Below are 23,902 nucleotides of genomic sequence, written 5' to 3'. Positions count from 1 at the left end.
CATCCATCCTGTGAGAAGTCTGCAGCGAGACGACGTCCCAACTGCACCCGGGTTCCCACAGGAATGGATGTCGGCTGCGCCAGCCTCGCGTTATCGGCCGTCGAGGCAGTCCTTCATGGCGTTCTTCTGCTGCGGCGTATGGGAAGAATCCGGACCGCGTCCGCTGCTGCCGCGCGTCTTGTCCTGGCACGCCAGCCATCGATCGGCGGACATCGGTCTCTCGGCAACCTGGCGGCCGTTGCAATACGCCATGAAGTCGACCAGATTCTCGCCGCCCAACGCCAGGCGTTGAGCTTGTTGCCGACACATCTGATCGGTTTGATCTTGCGCCAGCGCGCTGATGGCCAGCATGGTTGTCCCTGCTATCGCCAGCGCGCACATGAGTGCCTGTCGCATCTGCATCCTCCTTGGAGCCGGCGCGCCACAGGCGCACCGGCAAGCCAACGGACGCACGCGGCAGCGGTTCCGCGCTGCGGGAAGTTCAACTTTTCAAGTCACTTTGGATTGTCCATCGTCGCCGGGTTCGGGACGATGGGGGCGTGCGGGGCAGGGGTCGCGGGCACGCTGCTGCCGCGGGGGCGCTCGGCGGTGCTGGGGATTTCCACTCTTTTGCCGCCAACGAACAGGAAAACGCCGGCCAGCGCCACAGCCGCGATCAAGCCGACAACGAATCGCAGGGCCCGTCCGGACCTTGTCGAAGCCATGCGCCCCTCCTGTAAAACGGCTATGCCGACTGCCGATGTCGACCACCCGGCTCCGAAATGCTGGCCACGCTTTGGCCGACGACCTCGGCAACGTGCTTGATGGCGATGTCGCTCAGGGAAATGATCCCGACCAGGCGCTTGCTGCGGTTCATCACGGGCAGGCGCCGTACCTGGACATCTCCCATGTTGTCGACCACGTGTTCGACGTCCTCGTCGTCGAAGCAGTAGAGAACCTCTGCGCTCATCACGTCGCGGACCTGGGTGTCCGGCGATTTGCCCTTCGCGACGGCGCGCGCGGTGATATCGCGATCCGTGATCATGCCGACCAGGCGGTCATGTTCACCTACCGGCAAGGCGCCGACATCGAGTGTGACCATCAGGCGCGCCGCATCCGCGATCGTATCGTCGGGGTTCATGATCTGCACGGCGGGTGTCATGGCGTCGCGCACTTTCATGACATCCTCCAGACCCGGGTTGTGCAAGGGCCGCCCGGCCCGCATTTGCAATCAACGCGAGGATCCGGACGTTGTTCCGGGGGCGGAAGTCCGCAAACCGGCGCTCTGCACAGGCTGAAGACAAGCGGGGCGACTGATCGTACACTGCGACTGTAGATCTCGATGAGTGGTCCCGTGAGCGCACGCTTCCTTGCGATATCAATGGACGGCCGGGCGACCATGCCGGAACACGAAGCACCCGGAACGCGCTGATGTCCCAGCAGCCCGGAACCACGCAAACCGATCCTGCCGTCCGACCGTCGTCCGCACGGATGCGGATCCGCCTGCCGCGACTGCTGCGTGGTGTCGCGCTCGCCCTCGTCGTGCTGTTGCTGCTGCCGGTCGCGGTGACACCGCTCTACCGGTTCGTGCCGCCGCCGGCGACGCCGCTGATGGTGATCCGCGCGCTCGAGGGCGACGGCATGACGCGCACGTGGGTCGCGCTCGACGCCTTGCCGGCGGCGATGCCGCTGGCCGTGCTGGCGGCCGAGGACAACCGCTTCTGCCAGCATTACGGTTTCGACTGGGCGGCGATCGGCGATGCCATCGACGAGGCGCGCAACGGGGAGCGTCTGCGCGGCGCCAGCACGATCTCGATGCAACTCACCCGCAACCTGTTCCTGTGGCCCGGCGGCGGCTGGCCGCGCAAGATGCTGGAGGCGCTGTGGACGCCGGTGGTCGAGCTGTTCCTCGGCAAGGAACGCATCATCGAGCTCTATCTCAACGTCGTGGAGACCGGCCGCGGCATCTTCGGCGTCGAGGCTGCGGCGCGGCGCTACTATGGCAAGGGTGCGGCCGCGCTGTCGGCGCGCCAGGCGGCCGGTCTCGCGGCCATTCTGCCCGACCCGCGCGACTGGTCGCCGACTCGCGGCTATGCGGCGGAGCGCGTGCCCGTGCTGCTGCGACGGATGCGCGATATCAGGCCGCTCGCGACCTGCGTGACCCGCTGAGACCGTACGTCCATGTCCAATGATGACCCCGTCGCTCGTTTCCGGGCCCTGAAGGATCGGGGTGCCTCGCCGCAAGAGGTCTATACGGCAATCCGCATGAATGACATGGACCGGGCCCAGTCGATCGGCATCTTGTGCGCGGTATACGGTTGCGCGCCGGCGGAGGCCGAGCGGATCGTCCTGTCCGTGGATGGCCCGCTGCCGCAGAAACGGCAGGCGATCGGCGACCACGAGCAACTGCTGGACGCCTTGAAGCAGGAGCTGGGCTACTGCACGTGTGCGTCCGACGATGCCCTGCAGATACTTCACGATGTGCTGCAGGCGGCGCTGGACCGGACGCAATCGGTCGACGATCCCGAGGCGTTCGCCCGGGCATCGCGTGCGCTCGAGGCGAGCCTGCCGCTGGACGCGGCCCCCGGCGTCGCCAGTTGGTTCGTCTACGGCTTGCAGCAGCGGGACCTGGTCTGGCACGGATTCCGGCTGACCGACGTCTGGATCACCGACAAAGGCCGCTGGCTTCTGCAGGCGATCAAACGCTTCCCGCCGCCGCAGAAGTAGGCTTGGCGAGTGGCGAGGCGCGATTGTCATCCCGAGCGCAGCGAGGGATCTTTCGACGCAGACGCACCGTGCGTCACTTGCAGAAGATCCCTCGCTGCGCTCGGGATGACAGTCGCGCCTTACATTAGGCGTCGGTAACGCGTGTCGTCCCAGACCAGGCGCCAGACCGTAGGCTCTTCGACGTAGTCGTAATCGCTCCACGCCTGCCGCGGTGGCTCCAATCCGCCGCCATCCGATGCGGCGTAGTCGTATCGCGTGGCGGCGCGCGTCATCGACGCCGCGCTCTGGCCGGCGATGAGAAAATTCGGGCAGCCGTAGCGGATCGTCGTCGGCACCCACAGGCCGGTGCTCGGAACCCGGTCGCCTGTGTCCACGGCAAGCGTCTTTTCAGGAACCGTGGGCGGTTCGCTTTCTTGCGGCGGCACGTCAGCGCTGAGCGTCTGGTACGACCATTGTGCGGCCAGCGTGATGCTGATGCGGCCTGCCATGGCGCCAAGCCTCGCGGCAACGTCGGTGAGCGACGGGCCGATTTCCGCTGCGGCAAAGCGCAGCGAGAAGTGGCGTTCGTCGCGTGCATCCCGCGGCTCCAACGCGTCCACCATCGCCAACGCGATCGCCGCGTAAGCGGCCGCCGTGTTGCCCGCGTCCAGCATGGCCATGCCGCGTTCGAATGCGGCACGCTGCTCGCGCAGCGCGGCCCTCCATTCGGTCAGCGTCTGCTTGCCGAGCCGCTGTCTGGCTTGCGGCCACTGTTCGAAGGTGTCGCAGAGCTGGCCGAACAGCGACAGCGACTCGGCCAGATAGGTGCGCGACGTGAACAGGCGCAGCAGCGCGCAGGCGCCGGCGAACGTGGCGGCATCGGCCTGCATTTCGTTACCGCTGAGTTCGGTGACGATCGGCGCCGCTTCGTATTCGATGTCGGGTTCGTCGTTCATATCGGCACTACAAGCTGGAAACTGCCGCGACCAGCACGAAGAAAGCCGCGATCACCGCCAAAGTCAGCGCCAGCCACAGCAGCGTGTCATGGTAGGCGACCGCGAAAGCCGGCGCCATCAGCAATGACGCAATGATCGTTGCGATCGCGACATAGGCGGAAGCCATGCCGCGTCCGGCAAGATCGCTCTTCGCTCTGGTCAGCCACAGCTTCAACAGGCCCAGCCCCAGCAGGAAAGCCTCGACAGCCACCAGGATCATCACCGCCTGTCTCATCCAGCCTCCCATGCGCCCGCATCGTGTGGCGCGCCTCAGCGCGGGAACACGGGCTTGCCCGGGACCCGCTCGGGCAGATCACGATCCGATGGGCGCCGCTGAGAGGCTATGCCGGACTACCGGAACAGGTCGAAGCGGCGTACGTTATCATGAGTGTGCCTGCGTGGAGGTTTGAGATGCGCCTGATCCTTATTCTGTCCGCGATCGCCGTGCTGGTGTCCGCGCCCGCCTTCGCCAAGGATCGGCCGGTGACCGACGCCGAGAGGGCCAAGCTGGACGCCGCCGTCAAGGCCGAGGGGTGCTCGGGCGGCACGATGCAGTACGACGACGACGGGGAGTTCGAGGTCGACGAGGCCACCTGCGCCGACGGCAAGAAATACGACCTCGATTTCGACCCCAGCTTCAAGCTGATCAAGCGGAAGCTCGATAACGACTAGACGTCGCGCGATCGCCACGCCGAGGTGGAAACGACCCGGCCTTGAGCCTGGATGCAGCATCGATCGTCGTCACCGAGAAGACGGCGGCGGCGCGCGATGTGCGTGGCACCGTGGGGCGGATCCGTCGCCGGTCCGGGGTTGTCACGCGGCGCTGATCCGGGCGATGATCGCGCAGACCGGCGTCCTCTGGTGGACGCTCGGCCTGGAGTCGGGGCGGTGATCGACAGCTTTCGCGATGAGAACTTTGAGAGCTCACGATCTGGGGGGTGTTACGAAGAACATGGCGCGAGCGCGGGCGAGCATCTCGCGTTGCGCACGCGTTGAAAAAATCGAACGCCGTTCGAAAGGACCGATACTCGGCCTGGGTGATCTTCGCCGTCACGGCCACCCCCTCACCACCGCGGATAGAGCGCCCTTTGTGCGCATCTCGAGCGATCGCCCTACCGATTTCCTCGAACGATATACGTTCAATCCTGGTCACCATGCGGCAGTCCGCCCCGCCGGCGCCGCATTTTGCAGGGAGGGTCGCCGCATCGTGACCGGAGATGCCGCGCATGAGTGGGTTCGTCCCCGTCAGGGGCATCGGCCATGGCCGATCGGCAGCAGGATTGGGAAGGGGCAGGTGAGAGTGTGAAACGTTTTCTGCTGATGAGTGTTCTCGCGGTGATGGTTGTGGTGCCGGCGGGCCTTTATCTCTGGGCCAGTACCCGTGATCTCAGCCGCTATCAGAATCAGATCGCCGAGCAGGTGCGCAAGGCCACCGGCCGCGAGTTGGCGGTGAAGGGCGGCCTGCGCATCAACTTCTCGCTGTCGCCGTCGGCGGTGGCCGAGGACGTCGTGCTGACCGATGCCGCGGGCGGATCGCGGCCCGAGATGGCGCGTATCAAGCGTGTGGTGCTGCACCTCGATCCCCTCTCGCTGCTGCTGCTGGGCGAGATCCGGATTGGCCGCCTGCAGATCTTCGGTGCCGACGTCTCGATCGAGCGCGACGGCCGCGGCAACCTGGCGAAAGGGTCGCCAGTCGACGTCACGCCCCAGCTCCCCTGGGTCAACCGCATCGAAGTCGAAGGCTCGACCCTGACGCTGAAGGAGACCATCGAACGACCGGCCGTCGTGGTCGCCATCGACCGCTTCGCCGGCGAAGCCGCGCAGCCGACAACGCCGATCGTCGGTGAGTTCGTCGGCCGGATCAACGCCGGTGAGGCGCTGGCGCTGAACCTGAAGAAAGCCGGGACGCTCGATGGTTGGCTCAAGGGCGTGGCAGGTGACATCGAGATGCAAGGCACGCTGGGCGGGCTACCGGTCTCCATCACCGGACAGGTCGCCGCCCAGCAGCTTGAGATCGGCGCCCAGGTCCAAGGCCGCAGCCTGGTGAGCTTGGGGCATCTCCTGAACGTGCCGCTGCCGGAGACGGCGCCTTACGCGATGAAGCTCACGCTGACCCATCTGCAAACGGGGCTGAAGCTCGACATCACCGAGCTGAAGGTCGGTGGCAGTGTCCTGCGCGGCGACATGGTCTTGCGCACGACCGGGACCGACAAGCCTGTCATCACGGCCAATCTCGCCGCCGACAGGTTCGATCTTGCCGACCTCAAGCCACGACCGCCCACACCCGTGCCAGCATCCCGGCCGGCGGCGAGCGATGACCGCGTCATCTCCGGCGACCCGTACCCGATCGAGGCGATCAAGCGGTGGAACGGCTCGGTCTCGCTGCGCGTGGCCGAGGTAGTCGGCGCGGCGGCGAAAATCCAGGATCTGTCGGTGAGCCTGGCGCTCAACGATGGCACGCTGACCGTGCGCCCGACCGCCACCATCGGTTCAGGCCAGCTCGGCGTCGAAGCTCAGATCGATGCCAGCGGCGCGGAGCCGGTGCTGAGTCTCGGCGCAACGGCATCCAAGGTGCCGCTGGAAGATTTGATGATGCTGCTGGGCGTATCGGCCGGGGTGAAGGGCGCGGCGATCGATATGGAGCTGAAGCTGCGTGGCGCCGGCCGATCGCTGCGCGAGTCACTGGGACTGGCCGCGGGCAACCTGGATTTTGTCATCGGCTCGGCGCAGGTAACCCGCGATGTCGCGCATCTATTGACGCCGGAATGGATCCGCATGCTGGGCCTGGGCGATCGCCCCGCGGCGCTGAACTGTGCCGCCGGTAAGGTCGAGTTCGGTGGCCGGCCCGAAGGCGAGCGCGGTGCCGCCAACATCCGCAAGGTGGTGCTGGATGCCCCGCGCTTTACCGCTATTGGCGGCGGCTATGTCCACCTGCGCAACGAGCAGTTGGGCCTGCTGCTATGGCCCGAGCCGCGCGATCTGTCCCTGATGGGGACGGCAGTGCCGCTGCGGCTGAAAGGATCCCTGGTCCAGGCCACGGCCGAATCCGACCCTGCCGCCGCCCCGTCGGCGGGGGGCGTTGTGCCGGGCACGACCGTCGCCAGCCTGACCGCCGCCATCACCTTGGCGGGGCGAGCGGCCAGCGCTGGCTCGCTCAATGCCTGCGGCATCGTGTTGGGGCGACTCGAGAGCCTGCGCCCCAACCTGCGGGCCCAGCTGCCGCAGCCGCCCGCGGTCGTGCCGTGATATCACCCGCGACGTCGTAGAGTGGCCGCGTGTCAGGCCAGGCTGAGCTGAAAAACCTCGCCGTTTGCATCGGCGAAGCGTCGCGCGCTGCCGCCTAGATCGCGGGCGATCGCCTCGAGCGCGCCGAGATCGGTCTCCCCCGCGCCGCCATTGTCGGCTACTTCTATCCGCGCGCTGCCGTCGCTTTCACGATAGGCACGCATGCCCAACCGTCCGCCGTGATCGGGAAGCCGGTCGAGCGCGAGGACGAGCATCGCCTCGAGTGCGGCTTCGACGAGTTGGCTGTTTGCCGCCTTGGGCAACGAGGGCATGGCCAGGCGCTGCTCGATCGCGATGCCGCGGCGGACGAGTTCCCCTTGGTGCCGGGCAAGGAGCGCGTGGAAGAGCGCCACCAGGTCTATCGTGTCTGTGCGCGCGGGGGAGTCGACCGCAGCGGCCATCGCCTCGACCGCTTTCCAGTCGGACGCGCTGGCGCCGCGCTCTCGCATCATCGCCAGCCGTGCGCTCAGGGCGATGCCGATCGCGCTTGCCGTCGTGCGCTCGTGCATCGAGTGCGCAGCGGCAATCGTATTGGCAAGCTGGTTCACGCCGCGCGCAACGACGCCGATTTCATCGTTTCGGCCGGTATCCGCACGCACGTCGCGATCGCCGTTGGCCAGCCGGTCAAGCACGGCTGCGATGCGGCGCAGCGGACGGAACAGATCGGAGGAGAGATAGGCGGCGATCAGCAGCGTCAATGCGATCACGCTGATCGCCGAAATGGCGAGCATCACCTGTGCGGTCTCGCGCAGCCGTTGCATCTCGGCTGCGATTCGGCCGCGAATGGCAAGGTCGGCCTCAACGGCGGCCGCGGTAATCTCGCGAAAGCGGGCGAGATCCTTGGTATCGACTTCGTCATCGACCAGCCGGATCGCGGCGGCGCGATCGACCGGAATCAGGTCGAATACGCGTCGCCCGCTGGCGACCAGCTCCTCGTATATCGCACGGACACGCGAGACCTCGTCGCGTTCTGCGGGCGTGTCGGCGCGCGCCGCCCAGTCGGCGAAGTCGCGTGTGGCCGGCTCGAGCGCGGCCTCGAAATCCGCACGCGCATCGACGTGGTCCCCGGTCAATCCGTCATCGACTTCCTTCAGCGCCTGAAAGGTATTGGCGCGTACGCTCTGGAGCAGCAGGCTCCGCTGAAAGTGCATCTCCATTTCCGCGGCCGCCGCCTGCCAGCGCAGCGTGGTGTAGAAAGCGACCGCGATCACCAGCAGAGCGATCGCCGCCAGCCCAGCGAAGCTCGTCATCAATTTGGTGCGTAGCGACATTCGTTTCGCGTTCACAGACTCAACCCCGCATGGCGCCAGTACAGAAAATAGAAGCCGATCATCAGCAGCGCATGGATCGGCAGCATGATTGCCGACAGACGCAGGAGGTCGGCCGGCGCCCAGGTCTCGCGGTCGATTTCCTGGAACACCAACAGCGCCTTCGAACTGACCGGGAAAGTCAGGCAGTAATCCAGGCCGACGGTGGCGATGAACATCACCGCGACGGGCTCGAGATCGAGCGCGCCGGCGAGATAGAGCAGTGGCGGGATCAAGGCCGCGGTGCGTGCTGCGTGCGACGTCAGGTAGATGTGCGAGGTAAGGGTGAACAGTGCGAAGCCGGCGATGACCACGAGCGGTGATCCGCCGCTCGCCAGGCCCGATGCCTCGAGCATCCGCTGGATCAGCCATTTCGCCGCGCCGGTTTCGATCAGCGCTTCGCCCAGGACGAGGGCGGCGCCGACGAAGAAGATCAGGTTCCAGCTCACCGCCTTCAGCCCGGCCTTCCAGCTGATCACGCCGATGCCGGGCGCGGCCAGCAGGAAACCGCCCGCGATCGCGACCGTCGCGATCTCCAGCGGATGAAGCCCTTCGGTCGCCCACAGACCAACCATGCCGACGATGATGGCAAGCGTACGCCATTCGTCGCGGCTGAGGGGGCCGTGCGAGATGCTGTCCAGGGTGACGACGCGGCGGCGCGTATCGGCGTCGAGAAACATCCGACTGATCACCCAGCCGGTCGCCAGGCTCGCGGCGATCCCGAAGGGCAGCCCCCACAGCATCCACTGGTCGAAGCCGATTTTACGGTCGGCGATCTCATTTAGAAGTTCGTTGGCGATAAGGTGCGAGCCGGCGCCGACCAGGCTGGATATGGTCGAGACGAGGATAATCGCGGGGATGAGCAGCGCGAGCGCGCGCGTGACTCGAGCATCGCCCGCGGCGTCAGCGATGCGGTGGAACATCGGCAGCACTACCGCCGCGCGCCCCGACGTCGACGGGATGAGGAACGCGAGCGGAATGAGCGTCGCCGTGAGTCGCCAGACAAGGCTGCCCACGCTCGCCTCACGCCCGGCGACCGCGCGGATCATGCGGGCGGCGAGCCCGCTCGTCTGGACCGCGGCGCCAAGCATGAACGCGCCGATCATCAGCCAGATGACGTCCGCCCCCAGCGCTTCAAACAGATCGTCCTGCTCGATGGCGCCGGTGAGCGACAGGAACAGCGCGGCGCCAAGCGCGACATAGGCTGCATTCAGCTTCGTGAACGTCCACAGAATCGCCGCCGCACCGAGAGCGAAAAGCGCCAGCCGCGCCCGCATCTCGACCTCACGCGGAAGGAAAGTGGCAAGGCTGAGCGCGACCATCAGAACCAAGACGGGCATCGCGCTGATCACCCAGCCGAAATCGCGGTACGCCGGAGGCGGCGCGCGCCTTTGCCTTGCGCGCGTCGCCTCCGCTGGGGCGAACAGATCGGGCGGGTCGTCAGCCATGCGCCTTCTCGCTCAGCGCCATGCCCGCGATGAAGGTCCGAATGACATGTTCGGCCATCAGCGTCAGCTGCTCGCGCGTCCGCTCCATCGCCTCGGCCAGGGTCTGCGGTTTGTCGACAGTCGAGAAATAGGCGCAGACGCCATGGTCGAGCACGACCTGCGCCCCGTCGCCGACGGTCCCGGCCAGCACGATCACCGGCTTGCCAGCCATGCGACCGCGCCTGCCGATTTCGGCAGGTATCTTGCCGCGCGCGGTCTTGGAGTCGAGACCGCCTTCGGCCGTGATGATCAGGTCGGCCCGCGCGATTTGCTCGTCGACGTCGAAATACGGGAATAGAACGTCGAAACGCGAGATGAGCTGCGCGCCGAGCAACGCGTGCAGTCCTGCACCGACCCCGCCCGAAGCGCCGCCGCCGGGAATCGCGCGCACGTCACGGCCGCAATGGCGCTCAATGACTTCGGCATAATGCTCAAGCGCGGCGGCGAGCTGCTCGACCTCGTCGGCCGATGCGCCTTTTTGTGGACCGAACAATCGCGCGACACCGTGCTCGCCGGTAAGGACGTTGGCGGTGTTGCACGCGACGTCGATTCGCGTCGCGCCGATACGTGGGTCGAGCCCCGATCGATCAATGCGGTCGAGATCGGCAAGGCCGATGCCGCCATCGGTGATATCCACGCCGTCGCGGTCGAGGAAGCGGATGCCGAGCGCCAGCGCCAGGCCCGCACCACCGTCATTGACTCCCGAATCGCCGCAGCCGACGACGATGCGTTCGGCCCCGGCATCGAGCGCGGCAAGAACCAACTCGCCGGCTCCGCGCGTGGTGGTGCGCATCGGGTCGCGCCGGCCCACGGGAACATGGCGCAGCCCGGCCGCGGCGGCCAGCTCGACCACGGCAGTCGGGCGGTCGCTGTTTCCGAGCATCGCGAAATGCGCATCGATCTGTGTCCCAACGGGGCCGGTGACGCGCACTTCGACGACGCGGCCTCCGGTGACCCGCGCCATGGTCCGTGCCGTGCCTTCGCCGCCGTCGGCAAGAGGAAGCTCGATGACCTGGACCCGCTCGGACGCGGCACGCGCGCCCGCCGCGATTGCCGACGCGACACTTTCGGCTTCAAGACTTTCCTTGTAGCCGGAAGGTGCGACGAGGACCCTGAGCGGCAACGGTATTCCCCAGCGCCAGCCTGAAGAACATCACTATACTGAATGATTTGTGGCCAGGTTATGATCGGCGCCGTGTGCCGTACAACGGCGCAGGGTACGCTGCTATTTCGCATCATTGCGGGTGTTGGCCAAGTTCGACCGGTCATTGATCGTCGAGTGCCCGCCTCATCGGCATTGGCAATGGTGCCCTTCTTGAGGCCAGCTCTTGGAGCCACCGCGCGTGCGGATGCGGCGGCGCCTCTGTAAGCCAGCGGGCGCAGGCCGATCACATCCAGCATCCATCCCGCAAAAAAATGCGACGGAATACGTCGAAGACGGCCTTGTTCTTTGGAGAGGCGCGTCCGGTGATCAGCGCAGCGCGCACTGCCTGAAGACAGTCCAGCGCCTGCTGTCGACGCATGGCACCCGCACCCCGCTTGGTAAAGCAAGCAAGGAAGATCAAGGCTTCTTCGAGTCGTGTCTATGCGGCCCTCCACCCTAGGGAGTGCGGCACGGGAAAACTCGATTGCTCGTCTGGGGCGTTTCAGAACCCGAACCCGGAGGAAAGATCCATGGGTGAGCATACCGCGGCACAACCGGAACTGCTTCAACGCGACCATCAGGTGAAGAAACTTCTCGAGGACCTCAACAAGGTCACAAAAGAGAGTCTTGCGAACATCGACACCCTGGCGCCGAACCTGCCGCCCTCGAAGACACAGGCGATCTACAGCTTTTTCGAGGGACATCAGCAGAAGTTGGATGTGCTCCTGAAGATTTTTGCGGCAGCAGATCAACAGGCGGCATTGAAACGGGCAAAATCGGAGAACGCCTGGCTGAAGGCGGCCACAACGGTGGATTTGATCCGGCTCTCGATGGAGTTGGCCATGAAGGGGGCACAGGGAAACCTGAACTTCGTCACGGCGGTTGTGGCGCAACAGATGCCGGAAGCAGCCAAGGCGCTGGCAATCGCATCCGACACCATCGGCAAATATGCCGGCGCACCGCTCGCGGCCATTGGGGCAGTCACCGATGCGATCCGTCTGATCGATGCGATCCAGCGAAATGACAGGGAAGCGATCGTCAAATCGGTGGGCGGCATCGCAACGGGCGCGGTACAGGTCACCTTCTATTTGACCGCTGATGGCGGTGCGACGCTGGCGACCGCCCGCGGTGCAGGCAGGGTTGCTGCCGGTGGTGGCGCCGGCGTCGCCCTGGTTATTTATCTCTGGGTTGAGGGCATCATCGCGATCGGCCGTTTGGGTGGCACCTTGGGCCGGATCAGAATCGAGAAGGAGCGCAGGGGACTTTGGAACATCGTCCAACGGGCGGCCCAGGTCGCGGGAATCGCCCGCGGCTTGTTTGCCAATCACGATGCATTCTCCGAGATACTGAACTCGGATTCTGCCGATGCCGCGTTTCTGTGGACGGTCATGGACGCCGAAGGCCGTCTGCTGGCGGACAACATGATTTCGCTGGCGAGGAGATTGGAAGCCGATGACAGGCTTTCGAGGGAGGCCTTTCCGAAGGGCCTCCTGACGAGAGTCCATGGCGGCACCGTCATGAAGGACGGCTTCTCCATGCTGGGCAAAAAACAGCTCGCACAGGACTTGCTCAACAGTACAGCGGCATACGTTGCGCTGAGGCTCTATGAACTGAAGGTGATCCCTCAGCATGCAATTCAACACGAGATGATGGACATCAGGATGCAATGGAAAATCTGAAGGCCCGACACGAGACCGATAACGTGGCAGTCGCCAATCGTCTGGGTGACCTGAGTTGCTCGTCATCGAGCCTCGTGCCAGGATCGGCTGGCGCGCATCTGCGGGCAGCTGATGGCATGGCGCACGAATGGAAGAGAATGTCGCTTAAACTTGCTCCGGCGATCATGCTTCTGTTCGCCTTGTTCGGCTTTGGCGGCCTCGCCATCGCTGAAACCAAGGCGACGCTGCAGAGCGGCGTCAAGGGGCGGGCCGGTGTCGATCGCAATCGCCTCATCCTGACCGACAGGATGCCCGATGGCCGCGATGTCATGTTCGTCGTCGGCTGCCGCGCTGATGAGCATGATGCATTGGGTATCGTCGTGGATTTCGGGGCTGGTGCCATCTGGAAGATCGAAGGGGAAGATGTCACTGTTGTGCGCACGCCTGCCGGCACAACGACGCATCGCATGTCGACGAGTGACGACATGTTGACGCTCGGCGGCGCCAGCGCCATCGAGATCGCCCGCCGCGCGCTGGCGTCCGACACCGTGACGTTCACCGTGCGGGAAACCATCAGCGCCAGGTTCGACCTCAAGGCGGTCGCAAGGCACGTCGCGCGTTTTCGACCGTTATGCAGTCTGGGCTGAGTGGCCCGCGCCGGAGCGGATTCAACCACTACTGTCGTCCTGAGCGAAGCGAAGGACCCTGCCGTGCGTCGACTCGCACGAACGCGCGGTCATGAGAAGGAAGACTTCACCACGGAGTTCCCACCGGCGACGCCGACCACAAGGACTGAAATAGCGCCCGGTGGTGTGGGCAGACGCTGGGGGCGCGCCACTCCGTGGCGCGTCTTCGTCCGATCGCCGCATGACGCGCCACGGAGTGGCGCGCTCCCAGCGTATGGTCGAACCGCCTTGGCCAGTTCCTTTCAGACACAGAGGACAACAGAGATAAGGCCGTGGCGCACCTTCGGCGCGCGCGAAGATTGCTCTCTGTGTCCTCTGTGCCTCCGTGGTGAACTCTTCGTCCCTCGTGACCGCGCGTTCGTGCGGGTCGACGCACGGCAAGGTCCCTCGCTTCACTCAGGACGACAGCAGCGGTTGATTCCATAAAGCATGCACCACTCTAACGCCCGGCCAGAATCTGCTGGTCCAACCATCGATCGGCACTGGCCGGTCCGCCGCTCAACAATCGCCGCCGATACTCGGCCTTGTGGCGCGACCACGCGGCTTGTCGCTGGGCCGGCGTGATGCGCGCGTGAGGCGTCGTTTGTCGCTGCGGCGGCGTAACACGCCCCTGTGGGCTGGTCCTCGGGCCTTTCGTCCTCTGCTCGTGTAACCGCTGCTGGTGGTTGCGGATGTTGGCGTTCCGCTGGTTTTCCAGGTGGGGCGTCAGCGTGTCCATTTGAGCCGCCGCCGGCACGGGTGCGGCCAACGCAGCCACAACGAGTGTGACAAGAACCTGCTTCGCCATACGTCGGCTCCTTCACCGCGAGCACCGTCGGAATCGGATACGGCGGATAAGGGGCGATCGTTGCAGCACATTGGGGCAAACTCCTGGCAAACCCGTGCGGACAACCGATTGCGGCTTCAGTGCAACAAGTCCAGGACATCGTGCGCAGTGGCCGGCAGGGCCTGCCGGCGCGCTACGTGGCAGGGCGAACAAGAAGCCCCAGGAGCGCGACGAGCAGCAGGTTGGCAATCGCGATCGATGCCAGGGCCATGAGCGTGCCGTGGGCACCGACATGGTCAAGCAGGACGGCGCCGAGTGTCGGCGCAACGGCGGCGGCAATGAGCCCCGGCATCGCCAGTTTACCCGTCAAGGTGGCGTAGCCCTCGGGTCCGAACAGCGCCAACGGCAAGGTGCCGCGCGCGATGGACGAAAGCCCGCTGCCGGCGCCATAGACGATCAGCGCCACCGCGAGGACGGGCATGCCGAGCGCCAGGCAGACAAGGCCCGTGGCGACCAGTGTCGACGACGCGGCCTGTGTCCAGATCGGATGAAGATGATAGCGGCTCACCAGCATCTCGACGATGCGCGCCCCGACCTGCGCCGGCCCGACGAGCGTGCCCAGCGCGACTGCGGCGGCGAGCGAAACGCCGATCCCCTGCAGCATGGTGAGCAGGTGCACCGACCACAGCGACATGATCATGCCGGCAGCCGTGAAGACGACCGCCAGCAGGCCAAAGACGATCGTGCGTTTGCCCGCCGCCACCTCGCGGCGCGCGTCGCCGTCCGGTGTCGCCTTGCCCGCGGGTTTTGCATCCGCCGCGGCGCCGGCGGGCCGGCGTGGCAACACCAGCAGGTACAGCGGCAGGACGATCGCCAGGTGCAATGCCGCATAGACCAGGCACGTGCCGCGCCAGCCCACGAGCGTGACCAGCCAGGCGGACAACGGCCAGCACACGGTGCTGGCGAAACCACCCCATAGCGTCAGGCCGGTGATGGCGGTGCGCGCCGAGCGGCCGTACAGGCGGCCCAGGGTCGAGAAGGTTGCATCATAAAGCCCGCACCCCATGCCCAGGCCCATCACGAGCCATCCGAGGATGTAGACGAGGAGATGGGGCGCCACGGCCAGAATGACGTGTCCGCTCGCGATCAGCACGGCGCTGGTCGCCAGGACCGGTCGGCCGCCGGTGCGGTCGATGAGGCGACCCACCCTCGGTGCGATCAGACCGGACAGCAGCAATCCCATCGATACCGCGCCGACCACCCACGCCAGCGGCCAATGGGTGTCGTCGGCGATCGGCTTTGCCAGCACCGCCGGCAGGTAGAACGACGTTCCCCACGCCAGGATCTGCGCCACGCCCAGCGCCGATACGACAATGCCGCGGGCGGGCAGGCGGACGGTATCGGTCAACAGCGCAGTACCCACGATCACCTCGATGCCTGGGCCTGCGGTTCCTGTCGTCCGCGGTCGCCCTCCAGTTCGCGCGGCCGGATCGCCACGAAGATGGCGAGCGCCGCCGCCATCGACAGCGCGACGGCGAAAAACGCCCAGCCCCATGACGCGGGCGACATCCCGCCGCCGAGATCGAGGATCCAGCCCACCAGCAGCGGTCCCACGAAGCCGCCGGCGTAGCCCAGCATCGAATGGATCGCGAGCGTGGCGCCGCGGCGCGACGGTTCGGCGGTGCCGGCGGCGCCTGCCGTCAGCGACGACGAGTCGAGCCACACCACCACGCCGTAGAAGAGGATGAGGGCGACCGCGGCGCCGTAGGACATCGAGCCGACCAGGCCGAGCACCAGCGCCACGACGATCGACAGCCCCATCGCGGCACCGATCAACCGGCGGCGACCGAACCGGATCGCGGTTTCATTGCCGACGACGCTCGCCACCGTGCCGGCGAGGGCCAACACGGTGACGACGACCGTGGGCGACAGCACGTCCGGACCGGTCATCGTCTGCGTCGCGACGAAGGCCAGGAAGGCCACGGCCCAGCCGCGCAGCGCATTCATCTCCAGCGTATGGACGCAATACGCAAGCGCGTACGCCATCGCCGATCGGTTGCGCAGCACCGGCCGGAAATCGAACAGGCTCTGCCCCGTGCTCGCCGATGCCGCCGGTGGTGCGCGGCCGGGCGCCACGAGGGCCACGGTGAGCCACGCGATCGCGGCGCTGGCGCCGGCGAACAGGAACGCGGCCCGCCAGCCGGCAAACGACGCGATGAGATCGCCGCACAGAAACGAGATCGCGCCCGAGATGCCGATGCTGGCCGCATGCCCGGTCACGGCGCGGGACATCATCTTCGGCTCGACCTGATCGGCGAGCAGCTTGAGGCCGGTCATGTAGGTGCCGGCCCATCCGAGCCCGGTCAGCGCACGCGCCGCCATCGCCGACCAGAACCCGTCGGCGAAGGCGCCGAACAGCAGGTGCCCCAAAGCCGAGCAGCCGACACCGAACAGATAGACGCGCTTGGGGTCGATGCGGTCGGTCAAGGTCACCAGGACCGGCACGGCGAGCATGTAGGCGGCATAGAAGATCGCCGTGATCCAGCCCGCCTCGGTGTTGGACAACGCCCAGCGCTGCATCATGCCGGGCAGGAGCGCCGGCCAGAAATAGGCGCCGATCTGCACCATGACCTGGGCGCCACAAACGATGGCCACCAGGCGCCCCGGTGAGACAGGGCCGCCACCCGTTGTCACGAGGCGCCCACCGTGACGAAAGGCAGGCGGCTGACGCGCCACCCCGTGGCGCGCCCCTGGCGTGTCTCGATCACGCCGCGGACCTCGGGCCGCAGCAGCCTGATGCCGTCACGGGCGCCGTTTTGGCCGCCGGTCCGCAGCATCCCGATGCCACCGGTACCGTCGCCTCAGGTTTCTCGATCGTCGCTGCCGTTGCGGGACCGCTGCAGACCCCCGTCTCGGGAAGGCAGAGCTCGACGCGGCGTGCCGCTTCGTCGTCGCCGGCGAGGTGAGCGACGACCGACCGGGCCTGCTCGTAACCCGTCGCCAGCAGGAACGTCGGCGCGCGCCCGTAGGCTTTCATCCCGACGATGAACAGGCCGGGTTCGGGCTGCGCCAGCTCGGCCGCGCCATGCGGCCGCACCGTGCCGCAGGAGTGCACGTTGGGGTCGATCAGCGGCGCCAACGCCTTGGGGCAATCGAGCGCCGGATCGAGATCCAGCCGCAGTTCACCCAGGAACGACAGGTCGGGCCTCAAGCCGGTGGCCACGATCATGTCGTCGGCCGCAATCGTCGTCGCGGCGCCATCGGCGTCGCCGGCAAGCAGCAGGCTGCCCGCCGGGGAGCACGTGATGGCGTCAAGCGCGAAGGGGGCGACCACCTCGATCGTGCCGGCACTGACCAGGGCGCGCAGCCGCGTGCCCAATGCGCCGCGTTGCGCCAGCTGGTCGGCGGAACCGCCGCCGAACACCTTGTCGAGCTCCTTCCGGCGCAACGCCCAGACGATAGACGTGCCCGGCACTTCATGCGCCAGGGTCGCGAGGTCCAGCAGGCTCCCCATGGCCGAGTGCCCGCTGCCGAGCACAACGACGCGGCGGCCGGCAAAGCGTGCTCTCTCGGTGCCCAGCACGTCGGGCATGCCATAGCGAATGCGTGTTGCCGCCTGTCGTTCGCCGAGCGCCGGCAGGCCAGCGGCACCGGCAGGATTGGGTGACGTCCACGTGCCCGATGCATCGATCACGGCACGGGCGAAGATGCGCCCTTCGCGCCCCTGGCGATCCATCGTGCGGATCTCGAACGGCTGGTCGGCCCGCGCGGCGGTCTTCACCTTGCCGACGCGCGTGCGCGCGATCGCGGTGACACGCAGGCCCAGCCGCAGACGCGGCGCCATCTCCGGTGTTGCGGCCAGCGGATCGAGATACCGGTCGGCCAGGTCGCGGCCGGTCGGGAAGGCCTCGCCGTCTGGCCGCTCCCAGCCATGCCGTTCCAGCAGCGCGGCGGTGGCGCGGTCGATGTTGTAGGTCCACGGCGAGAACATCGGCACATGGCCCCAGTCGCGCACGGCGGCGCCGACCGTGTCGCCGGCTTCGAGGACGACGGGCTCCAGGCCGCGTTCCAGCAGATGCGCGGCGGCGGCAAGGCCGACCGGGCCGGCGCCGATCACCGCCACCGGCAATTCCGCGATCGGTCGCACGGAGTCGACGGCGGGCGCGGGCGTCGTGCCGACAGTGCCGAGTGCCTTTGAGGACAGAATGACGTTCATGGCCGAACTCCTCATTGCGACATTACTAGTACTGTGGTTGTTTTCCGTCAAAAAAATGTCACGCAACGCCTTGCTTGCGCTTTGCGGCCGGCAAGGCGGGCAAGCCCTGGCAGCACTGGTCCTGGAGGAAACCGACCAGTTCCTGGAGTGCGCCGAAGCCGCCCCGGCAGATCACGGTGCGCCCGACCTTCTCCTGCTCGACGAGACCGGCCTGCACGAGACCGCGCAGGTGGAAGGCGAGCGTCGACATCGGGATATCCAGGCGATCGCGCACCTCGGAGATCGACAAGCCGTCGTGCCCGGCCCGCACCAGCAGCCTGAAAATATCCAGGCGGGTCACGTTGCCGAGTTCGGCGAGGCGGCGCGCGGCGAGATCCGACTTCATGCCTCCACCATAGCAACGGCAGCGGCGAAAACAACCATAAAACTGGTTGTTTCGCGCGCTCTCACGACCTTGTGCGGGCCGCCGGCAGAATGCGCCCGCCGACAGGGTGCGCCGGCAGCAGGAACGTGATCGCCCAGCAGATCGCCAGCATGACCGCGGCGCCGGCGAGGCACACGACCAGGCCGCCGACCTGATACAGCGCGCCCGACAGCAGGATGCCGAGCAGACGGCCGGCGGCGTTGGCGGCGTAGTAGAAGCCGACATCCTCGGCGGCTTTTTCCGAGCCGGCGTAAGCCAGGATCAGATACGAGTGCAGCGACGAGTTCACCGCGAAGGGCAAGCCGAACAGCGTCAGGCCAGCAACCACCACGATGTCGATACCGGCGTCGCCCAGCGCCATCACCGCGACGGCCAGCGCCGCGGGCACGGCGGCGAGCAGGCCCGCCCATAGCCGCGCGGCCGTGACTTCGCGGCTGAGGCCATCGTCGCTGCGGGCGATCAGCGAGGGCGCCAGCGCCTGGATGCCGCCGTAGGCGATCGTCCACAGCGCGAGGAAGCCGCCGACCTCCAGGAAGCGCCAGCCGTGGGCGTAGAGGAACACGGGCAGGCCGACCACGAACCAGACGTCGCGGGCGCCGAACATGAAGATGCGTGCGGCGGCCAGCAGGTTCACGCCCGACGACTTGCTGAAGAGTTCGCGCATGGATTTCGACGCCGATGCACGCCCGAGCCGGCTGGGCAGCGACAGGATTGCGGCGACGAGGATGACGCCCAGCAGGGCCGCCATCAGCCACAGCGCCGGCCGGAAGCCCACGACGTCGAGCAGCAGGCCGCCCAGGAAGAAGCCGACGCCCTTCATGGCGTTCTTTGATCCGGTGAACCACGCGACCCAGCGGAACAGCTGGCCGCTGCCGGCTTCCGCGGTCGCCTTGATCGCGGATTTGGACGCCGTTTTGGTGATGTCCTTGGCGATGCCCGCGATGCCTTGAGCCGCAACGACCCAGGCGACCGACAGCGCGGCGCTCCAGCTCGGATCCAGTGCCGAGAGGATGAGCAGGCCCGTGATCTGCAAGGAAAGACCCACCGCCAGCATGCGCGTGATGCCGAAGCGCGCCGCCAGCCATCCGCCGCCGAGGTTGGCGGCAATGCCCGCCGCCTCGTACAGAAGGAACAGGAAGGCGAGCATGAAGGGCGTATAGCCCAGGCGGAAGAAGTGCAGCAGCACCAGCATCCGCAAGGCGCCGTCGCTCAAGGTGAAGGCCCAGTACGACGCGGTGACGATCGCGTAGTTGCGGGCCGCCGACATCACGCACCGGCCGCGATGACGATGCCGGCCAGGTCGACCATCCGGCAGGCGTAGCCCATTTCGTTGTCGTACCAGGCATAGACCTTGAGCAGGGTGCCGTCGGTCACCAGGGTGCTGGGCGCGTCGACGATGGCGCTGCGCGTGTCGTTGGCGTAGTCGACGGAGACCAGCGGCCGGTGCTCGATGCCCAGGATGCCGGCCAGCGCGCCGCGCGCCGCCGTGTCGAACAGCGCACTCACCTCGGCCGCGGTCGTCGGCCGTTCGAGTTCGAACACGCAATCGGTGAGGCTGGCGTTCAACACCGGGGCGCGCACGGCGTGGCCGTCGAGCTTGCCCTTCAGCTCGGGATAGATCAGCGCGATCGCGGTGGCGCTGCCGGTCGTCGTCGGCTGGAGCGAATGCATCGCCGAGCGGGCGCGGCGTAGGTCCTTGTGCGGCGCGTCCACCACGACATTGGTGTTGGTGGGATCGTGGATCGTCGTGATCTGGCCGTGGCGGATGCCGATCGCCTCGTGTACCACCTTCACCACGGGTGCCAGGCAGTTCGTGGTGCACGACGCTGCGGTCAGCAGCCGGTGGCGCGCCGGATCGTAGAGGCTGTCATTGACGCCGACCACGATGTTGAGCGCCGCCGCGTCCTTGACCGGCGCCGCCACGATCACGCGCCGGACGCCGCGGTCGAAGTAGCCCTGCAGGCGATCCGGGGTCAGGAACTTGCCGGTGCATTCCAGCACGACGTCGCAGCCCAGGTCGCCCCACGGCACCTCGGCGGGGGCCGCGGCGGCGCTGAAACCGATGCGCCGGTTCCCGATCGTGATCGCGCTGTCGTCCTCGACGTCGAACGTGGTGCGCCAGCGGCCATGGATGCTGTCGAACTCCAGCAGGTGGGCCGCCGTCGCGGCGCCGCCCTTGATCTCGTTGACGTGCGCGATGTTCAGGCGCGCGCCGGGCCGCGGGTCGCCGGGGTCGCGCACGACGCCGCCCAGCGCCGCGCGCAAGGCGAGGCGCCCGATGCGGCCCATGCCGTTGATGCCGATAGCCATTGGCGACGTCTCCGATTCAGGAACCTCTGTCATCCCGAGCGCGGCGCGGGATGACGGGTTCGGTTGCTCACGATGAAATGCTTCAGACCCGCACCGGCATGTTGTCGCCGATCTCGTCCAGGCGCGCCTTGACGGCGATGCGGTCCAATGTGGCGAACGGCAGGCTGGTGAACGCTTCCAGACGCCGGCGGATACCGCGATAGAGCTCGTTCAGCAGGACGGTGCGCTCGACCGGCGAGCCGGTGAATTTGGCGGGATCGGGCATCGGCCAGGCGCCCGTGACCGCCTTGTCGCCGAAATCCGGGCATTGCTGGCCGGTCGGCGTGTCGCACAGCGCGATGACGAAGTCGATGCGCGGCGCGTCGGACCGCATGAACTCCGCCCACGACTTGCTGCGCAGGCGGCCGACATCGTGACCCAGCGCCTGCAGTCGCGCGATGACGTCCGGCAGCGGGCGGCGCGCCGGATCGGAGCCGGCCGAATAGGCATTGAAGCGCCCGCCGCCGATCTTCTCGAGAATGGCCTCCGCCATGATGGAGCGGGCGGAGTTCTGCGTGCACAGGAAGAGGACGTTGAATGCCGCGGTCATGGCTGGAGCCTCCTCGACGTCAGGCAGCAGGCGCGCGAGATCGCCGCACAATTCCGGCCGTCCGGCGCAACAGGTTTCCGTGATGAAGGACAGCAGGCTGCGCAGGCCCATGAAGCGCACGGCGTAGATCACCTGGCGCCCGCGTCGGGTGGCCTGGACCAGGCCCGCCTGCTCGAGCGCCGACAGGTGGAAGGAGAGCGTCGACGGCGGAACCCCCAACGCCGACGCCACGTGGCCCGCGCCCATGCCGCTGGCGCCGGCGGTCGCCAGAAGCCGCAACAGCCGGACGCGCGTTTCCTGCGACAGCGCGGCAAACGCGCTGGCTGCTTTTTCATATTCCATTATTCCAGTATTATCGAAATATAGGAAATGCGCAAGGGCCGGGCCACCGACGTCGGGCTATACGTGCTGCAGGGTTCGAGTGGTTTTGCGCCGCGGCTGGAGATGGCAATGCGCCGATGGATTGCGTTGGTCGGGTTTCTCGTTCTCACGGTCGGCGGCGGGCTCGCGATCGGCTTTCTGACTGTGCCGGGCGAATGGTATGCCGCGCTCGCCAAGCCGGCATTCAATCCGCCGAACTGGTTGTTCGGTCCCGTCTGGGCGGTACTCTATGTGGTGATCGCGGTAGCCGGCTGGCGCACCTTTCAGCGCGATCGCACCGGCTGGCCAATGCGGCTGTGGTGGATTCAGCTCGGGCTCAATTTCCTTTGGTCGCCGACTTTCTTTGCCGCCAATCAGATCGCGGCGGCGCTCGTCATTGTGCTGATGCTGCTCGCGGCCATTCTCGCTTTCGTCACCATGTCATGGCCGCGGGATCGGACAGCCGCGTACCTGTTCGTGCCATACGCGGCTTGGGTGGCGTTCGCTTCGCTGCTGAATGGCGCAATCTGGCTAATGAACTAGGGCAACGCAGACTTCTACCCATCCTCTGTCAGCAGCTTCGCGCAACAGGGAATGGCATCACCTGTTGCCCCAGCTTCCAAGAACGCGACGCATTAGTGCCTACATTGCAAGGGATTGCCCTTCGCCTTACGTGCAATCAACGCATCGCTCGGATAGTTCTGGGGTGGTCCGAACGCGGGGGGTCACGTTCAACAAGGCTGCGCCGGACAACGCTTCCGAACGATTTCAATCGCTTTTTCTGTCGGTCTCTTCCGACTCGGGCTGATCGACCCAAACCAAACAGTCAAGGAAAATGGAATCGCCTCGGTTTGGCCATTTGGAAAATATTCGATCAGCCACGTCGGGATCGTTCGCAACCATCAATGGGCCAAACTGTGTGTCTGGGAGGGATCGCTTGCCCAAGGCGATCCAGAGATCCAAAGAGGAGAGGTCAGAATAGCGCTGCCGGAAATCGCAATACCACGCTACAGGTTCAAGGTTTATAGAGCGAAACGCGACAGGAAGCTTCAATTCACGCGCATGTGCTGGCCATCGGTCATACAGGCGTGACAAACCTTGCAGTCCTGCTCGGGAATACGTCTCACCGCGAGAGACCAACCGCAACACTTGATCTTGGGTCAGCGAATTCCCGAGGCGGTCAACTATCGTCTGTATGCTTGGGATAAGTTCTTGCGTTCGCCAAAAGCCCACATTTGGACCGAGACCAATCAGGGCGTCGATCGTCTTCTGGACCGTCCACAGGCGGTTTGGTTCATCAATTTTATCGAGCAAGTCAAGGACTGATTTTAGTATGATAGTATCACCCGTACTTGTCGCTGTTGTCGCCAGCTCCCGAAGTGCAAGCACCATTGCGGTCGCCTCCTCTCCGCGGGCTATGCGCTGGATAGGCCCATTGAGGCCCTCATCGAGTTGTTGATGGGCCGGCACGTGAACGGTGACAGTTTCAGTCCGTTCCCCTTGGGCAAGCCGAATTTCATTCTCAAGCAGCCACTCCTGCAGCCATATGAACCAAGCCTTCTCTGTGCTTACGTCGGCTGCCACCAACAGCACCGGTAACCGGAATTGCGCGATATAATCCAAGTAGTCGCGATGAAGCGAAACGGCGATCCGCCCGTCGCGTTGCTTCCAACTTTCACTGCCTTTAACTTGGATCTTTATGAGCTTTCCTGCCAAGCGCTGATCATCCGCGCTTGGGATGGCGAGTTCGGCCTCAAGGTCGACGCCAAAATCCCGATCCTGACGGCGAGCCAGCCAGCAAGGATGGCGATCAATAAGTGCGCATACGAATTCTTCGGCTATATCACCCTTCTTCTGTGATCGCGTTCGGACTGCCATGGTCTCAATGTTCCTCGATAGAGCTGAGATTACTGTCATTCATGGAATTATTGGTTCGACATCAGCTTTCGTCCGAAATTTTGACTTGTGCCTACCGTCATTGTTGTCACGA

At 66.0% G+C, this 23,902-nt stretch carries 23 protein-coding genes; 7 read left to right on the top strand and 16 right to left on the bottom strand.

Features of this window, described 5'->3' with window-relative positions; translation table 11 throughout:
• Window positions 1–90: 90 nt before the first annotated feature.
• Window positions 91–396, bottom strand: coding sequence for a hypothetical protein (locus FQU96_RS07970; RefSeq protein WP_146540331.1), 306 nt, complete (start codon window positions 394–396; stop codon window positions 91–93).
• A 328-nt stretch (window positions 397–724) separates the two neighbouring features.
• The gene (locus tag FQU96_RS07965) at window positions 725–1,159 is read right to left on the bottom strand and encodes a CBS domain-containing protein (protein ID WP_146540330.1); all 435 of its coding nucleotides are present in this window, start codon (window positions 1,157–1,159) and stop codon (window positions 725–727) included.
• 251 nt (window positions 1,160–1,410) lie between these two features.
• Here FQU96_RS07965 and mtgA point away from each other — a divergent pair, with 251 nt between their 5' ends.
• Together mtgA and FQU96_RS07955 are read left to right on the top strand one after the other, a co-directional pair.
• Window positions 1,411–2,148, top strand: a complete 738-nt coding sequence (mtgA, locus tag FQU96_RS07960; RefSeq protein WP_218574644.1) for a monofunctional biosynthetic peptidoglycan transglycosylase — start codon at window positions 1,411–1,413, stop codon at window positions 2,146–2,148.
• A gap of 105 nt (window positions 2,149–2,253) precedes the next feature.
• The gene (locus FQU96_RS07955; RefSeq protein ID WP_146540329.1) at window positions 2,254–2,706 is read left to right on the top strand and encodes a hypothetical protein; all 453 of its coding nucleotides are present in this window, start codon (window positions 2,254–2,256) and stop codon (window positions 2,704–2,706) included.
• 119 nt (window positions 2,707–2,825) lie between these two features.
• On the opposite strand, the gene FQU96_RS07950 is transcribed toward FQU96_RS07955, so the two are convergent.
• Window positions 2,826–3,641: an Imm72 family immunity protein gene (locus FQU96_RS07950; protein ID WP_146540328.1), complete on the bottom strand. Its 816-nt coding sequence runs from the start codon at window positions 3,639–3,641 to the stop codon at window positions 2,826–2,828.
• 7 nt (window positions 3,642–3,648) lie between these two features.
• On the bottom strand, window positions 3,649–3,915 hold the full coding sequence (locus tag FQU96_RS07945; protein WP_146540327.1) for a hypothetical protein: 267 nt from the start codon (window positions 3,913–3,915) through the stop codon (window positions 3,649–3,651).
• A gap of 176 nt (window positions 3,916–4,091) precedes the next feature.
• Here FQU96_RS07945 and FQU96_RS07940 point away from each other — a divergent pair, with 176 nt between their 5' ends.
• On the top strand, window positions 4,092–4,352 hold the full coding sequence (locus FQU96_RS07940; protein WP_178130379.1) for a PepSY domain-containing protein: 261 nt from the start codon (window positions 4,092–4,094) through the stop codon (window positions 4,350–4,352).
• A 630-nt stretch (window positions 4,353–4,982) separates the two neighbouring features.
• Window positions 4,983–6,926, top strand: coding sequence for an AsmA family protein (locus FQU96_RS07935; protein ID WP_178130378.1), 1,944 nt, complete (start codon window positions 4,983–4,985; stop codon window positions 6,924–6,926).
• Between the two features lie 32 nt (window positions 6,927–6,958).
• Here the strand turns inward: FQU96_RS07935 and FQU96_RS07930 are convergent, their stop codons facing one another.
• The 3 genes from FQU96_RS07930 to FQU96_RS07920 are packed head-to-tail and all read right to left on the bottom strand — an operon-like array spanning window position 6,959 to window position 10,882.
• On the bottom strand, window positions 6,959–8,236 hold the full coding sequence (locus FQU96_RS07930) for a HAMP domain-containing protein (protein ID WP_146540324.1): 1,278 nt from the start codon (window positions 8,234–8,236) through the stop codon (window positions 6,959–6,961).
• Between the two features lie 11 nt (window positions 8,237–8,247).
• Window positions 8,248–9,720, bottom strand: coding sequence for an SLC13 family permease (locus tag FQU96_RS07925; protein ID WP_146540323.1), 1,473 nt, complete (start codon window positions 9,718–9,720; stop codon window positions 8,248–8,250).
• Entirely contained in the window at window positions 9,713–10,882 is a 1,170-nt protein-coding gene (locus FQU96_RS07920; protein WP_146540322.1) for a glycerate kinase, read from the bottom strand. Before FQU96_RS07920 ends, FQU96_RS07925 begins: the two co-directional genes overlap by 8 nt.
• 551 nt (window positions 10,883–11,433) lie before the next feature.
• Here FQU96_RS07920 and FQU96_RS07915 point away from each other — a divergent pair.
• Window positions 11,434–12,582, top strand: a complete 1,149-nt coding sequence (locus FQU96_RS07915; RefSeq protein WP_146540321.1) for a hypothetical protein — start codon at window positions 11,434–11,436, stop codon at window positions 12,580–12,582.
• On the top strand, window positions 12,570–13,208 hold the full coding sequence (locus FQU96_RS07910; protein WP_146540320.1) for a hypothetical protein: 639 nt from the start codon (window positions 12,570–12,572) through the stop codon (window positions 13,206–13,208). The genes FQU96_RS07915 and FQU96_RS07910 overlap by 13 nt, the downstream gene beginning before the upstream one ends.
• Before the next feature lie 478 nt (window positions 13,209–13,686).
• On the opposite strand, the gene FQU96_RS07905 is transcribed toward FQU96_RS07910, so the two are convergent.
• The 8 genes from FQU96_RS07905 to FQU96_RS07870 all read right to left on the bottom strand — a co-directional run bounded on the left by FQU96_RS07905 (window position 13,687) and on the right by FQU96_RS07870 (window position 21,894).
• Entirely contained in the window at window positions 13,687–14,034 is a 348-nt protein-coding gene (locus tag FQU96_RS07905; protein ID WP_146540319.1) for a hypothetical protein, read from the bottom strand.
• A 172-nt stretch (window positions 14,035–14,206) separates the two neighbouring features.
• The gene (locus FQU96_RS07900; RefSeq protein WP_178130335.1) at window positions 14,207–15,436 is read right to left on the bottom strand and encodes an MFS transporter; all 1,230 of its coding nucleotides are present in this window, start codon (window positions 15,434–15,436) and stop codon (window positions 14,207–14,209) included.
• A 2-nt stretch (window positions 15,437–15,438) separates the two neighbouring features.
• Window positions 15,439–16,668 (bottom strand): nitrate/nitrite transporter, encoded by a 1,230-nt coding sequence (locus tag FQU96_RS07895; protein ID WP_146540317.1) that lies wholly within the window; start codon window positions 16,666–16,668, stop codon window positions 15,439–15,441.
• 109 nt (window positions 16,669–16,777) lie between these two features.
• Complete coding sequence (locus FQU96_RS07890; RefSeq protein ID WP_146540316.1) at window positions 16,778–18,229, bottom strand: FAD-dependent oxidoreductase; 1,452 nt, start codon at window positions 18,227–18,229, stop codon at window positions 16,778–16,780.
• Window positions 18,230–18,287: 58 nt separating this feature from the next.
• On the bottom strand, window positions 18,288–18,614 hold the full coding sequence (locus tag FQU96_RS07885) for a helix-turn-helix transcriptional regulator (RefSeq protein ID WP_146540315.1): 327 nt from the start codon (window positions 18,612–18,614) through the stop codon (window positions 18,288–18,290).
• Window positions 18,615–18,675: 61 nt separating this feature from the next.
• A complete protein-coding gene (arsJ, locus tag FQU96_RS07880) occupies window positions 18,676–19,920 on the bottom strand; it encodes an organoarsenical effux MFS transporter ArsJ (protein WP_146540314.1) in 1,245 nt (414 codons plus the stop codon).
• Window positions 19,920–20,963, bottom strand: coding sequence for an ArsJ-associated glyceraldehyde-3-phosphate dehydrogenase (locus tag FQU96_RS07875; RefSeq protein ID WP_146540313.1), 1,044 nt, complete (start codon window positions 20,961–20,963; stop codon window positions 19,920–19,922). The genes arsJ and FQU96_RS07875 overlap by 1 nt, the downstream gene beginning before the upstream one ends.
• Before the next feature lie 82 nt (window positions 20,964–21,045).
• On the bottom strand, window positions 21,046–21,894 hold the full coding sequence (locus FQU96_RS07870) for a metalloregulator ArsR/SmtB family transcription factor (protein ID WP_146540312.1): 849 nt from the start codon (window positions 21,892–21,894) through the stop codon (window positions 21,046–21,048).
• 27 nt (window positions 21,895–21,921) lie between these two features.
• Here FQU96_RS07870 and FQU96_RS07865 point away from each other — a divergent pair, with 27 nt between their 5' ends.
• Window positions 21,922–22,455: a TspO/MBR family protein gene (locus FQU96_RS07865; protein ID WP_370461351.1), complete on the top strand. Its 534-nt coding sequence runs from the start codon at window positions 21,922–21,924 to the stop codon at window positions 22,453–22,455.
• A gap of 225 nt (window positions 22,456–22,680) precedes the next feature.
• Here FQU96_RS07865 and FQU96_RS07860 read toward each other — a convergent pair whose 3' ends face one another.
• On the bottom strand, window positions 22,681–23,790 hold the full coding sequence (locus FQU96_RS07860) for a DUF4365 domain-containing protein (protein WP_178130377.1): 1,110 nt from the start codon (window positions 23,788–23,790) through the stop codon (window positions 22,681–22,683).
• Between the last annotated feature and the right edge of the window lie 112 nt (window positions 23,791–23,902).

Source organism: Reyranella sp. CPCC 100927 (assembly GCF_007859315.1).
Taxonomy (GTDB): domain Bacteria; phylum Pseudomonadota; class Alphaproteobacteria; order Reyranellales; family Reyranellaceae; genus Vineibacter.
Note: the sequence above shows the minus strand (reverse complement) of the source record. Positions and strands in the feature narration are given on the sequence as shown.

Coding starts and splice junctions, on each gene's coding strand:
- FQU96_RS07885 (WP_146540315.1), bottom strand. CDS start 18,614: ATGAAGTCGGATCTCGCCGCGCGCCGCCTCGCCGAACTCGGCAACGTG.
- FQU96_RS07870 (WP_146540312.1), bottom strand. CDS start 21,894: ATGGAATATGAAAAAGCAGCCAGCGCGTTTGCCGCGCTGTCGCAGGAA.
- FQU96_RS07945 (WP_146540327.1), bottom strand. CDS start 3,915: ATGAGACAGGCGGTGATGATCCTGGTGGCTGTCGAGGCTTTCCTGCTG.
- FQU96_RS07930 (WP_146540324.1), bottom strand. CDS start 8,236: ATGTCGCTACGCACCAAATTGATGACGAGCTTCGCTGGGCTGGCGGCG.
- FQU96_RS07915 (WP_146540321.1), top strand. CDS start 11,434: ATGGGTGAGCATACCGCGGCACAACCGGAACTGCTTCAACGCGACCAT.
- FQU96_RS07875 (WP_146540313.1), bottom strand. CDS start 20,963: ATGGCTATCGGCATCAACGGCATGGGCCGCATCGGGCGCCTCGCCTTG.
- FQU96_RS07950 (WP_146540328.1), bottom strand. CDS start 3,641: ATGAACGACGAACCCGACATCGAATACGAAGCGGCGCCGATCGTCACC.
- FQU96_RS07860 (WP_178130377.1), bottom strand. CDS start 23,790: ATGGCAGTCCGAACGCGATCACAGAAGAAGGGTGATATAGCCGAAGAA.
- FQU96_RS07965 (WP_146540330.1), bottom strand. CDS start 1,159: ATGAAAGTGCGCGACGCCATGACACCCGCCGTGCAGATCATGAACCCC.
- FQU96_RS07890 (WP_146540316.1), bottom strand. CDS start 18,229: ATGAACGTCATTCTGTCCTCAAAGGCACTCGGCACTGTCGGCACGACG.
- FQU96_RS07940 (WP_178130379.1), top strand. CDS start 4,092: ATGCGCCTGATCCTTATTCTGTCCGCGATCGCCGTGCTGGTGTCCGCG.
- FQU96_RS07970 (WP_146540331.1), bottom strand. CDS start 396: ATGCGACAGGCACTCATGTGCGCGCTGGCGATAGCAGGGACAACCATG.
- FQU96_RS07925 (WP_146540323.1), bottom strand. CDS start 9,720: ATGGCTGACGACCCGCCCGATCTGTTCGCCCCAGCGGAGGCGACGCGC.
- mtgA (WP_218574644.1), top strand. CDS start 1,411: ATGTCCCAGCAGCCCGGAACCACGCAAACCGATCCTGCCGTCCGACCG.
- arsJ (WP_146540314.1), bottom strand. CDS start 19,920: ATGTCGGCGGCCCGCAACTACGCGATCGTCACCGCGTCGTACTGGGCC.
- FQU96_RS07910 (WP_146540320.1), top strand. CDS start 12,570: ATGGAAAATCTGAAGGCCCGACACGAGACCGATAACGTGGCAGTCGCC.
- FQU96_RS07955 (WP_146540329.1), top strand. CDS start 2,254: ATGGACCGGGCCCAGTCGATCGGCATCTTGTGCGCGGTATACGGTTGC.
- FQU96_RS07905 (WP_146540319.1), bottom strand. CDS start 14,034: ATGGCGAAGCAGGTTCTTGTCACACTCGTTGTGGCTGCGTTGGCCGCA.
- FQU96_RS07865 (WP_370461351.1), top strand. CDS start 21,922: ATGCGCAAGGGCCGGGCCACCGACGTCGGGCTATACGTGCTGCAGGGT.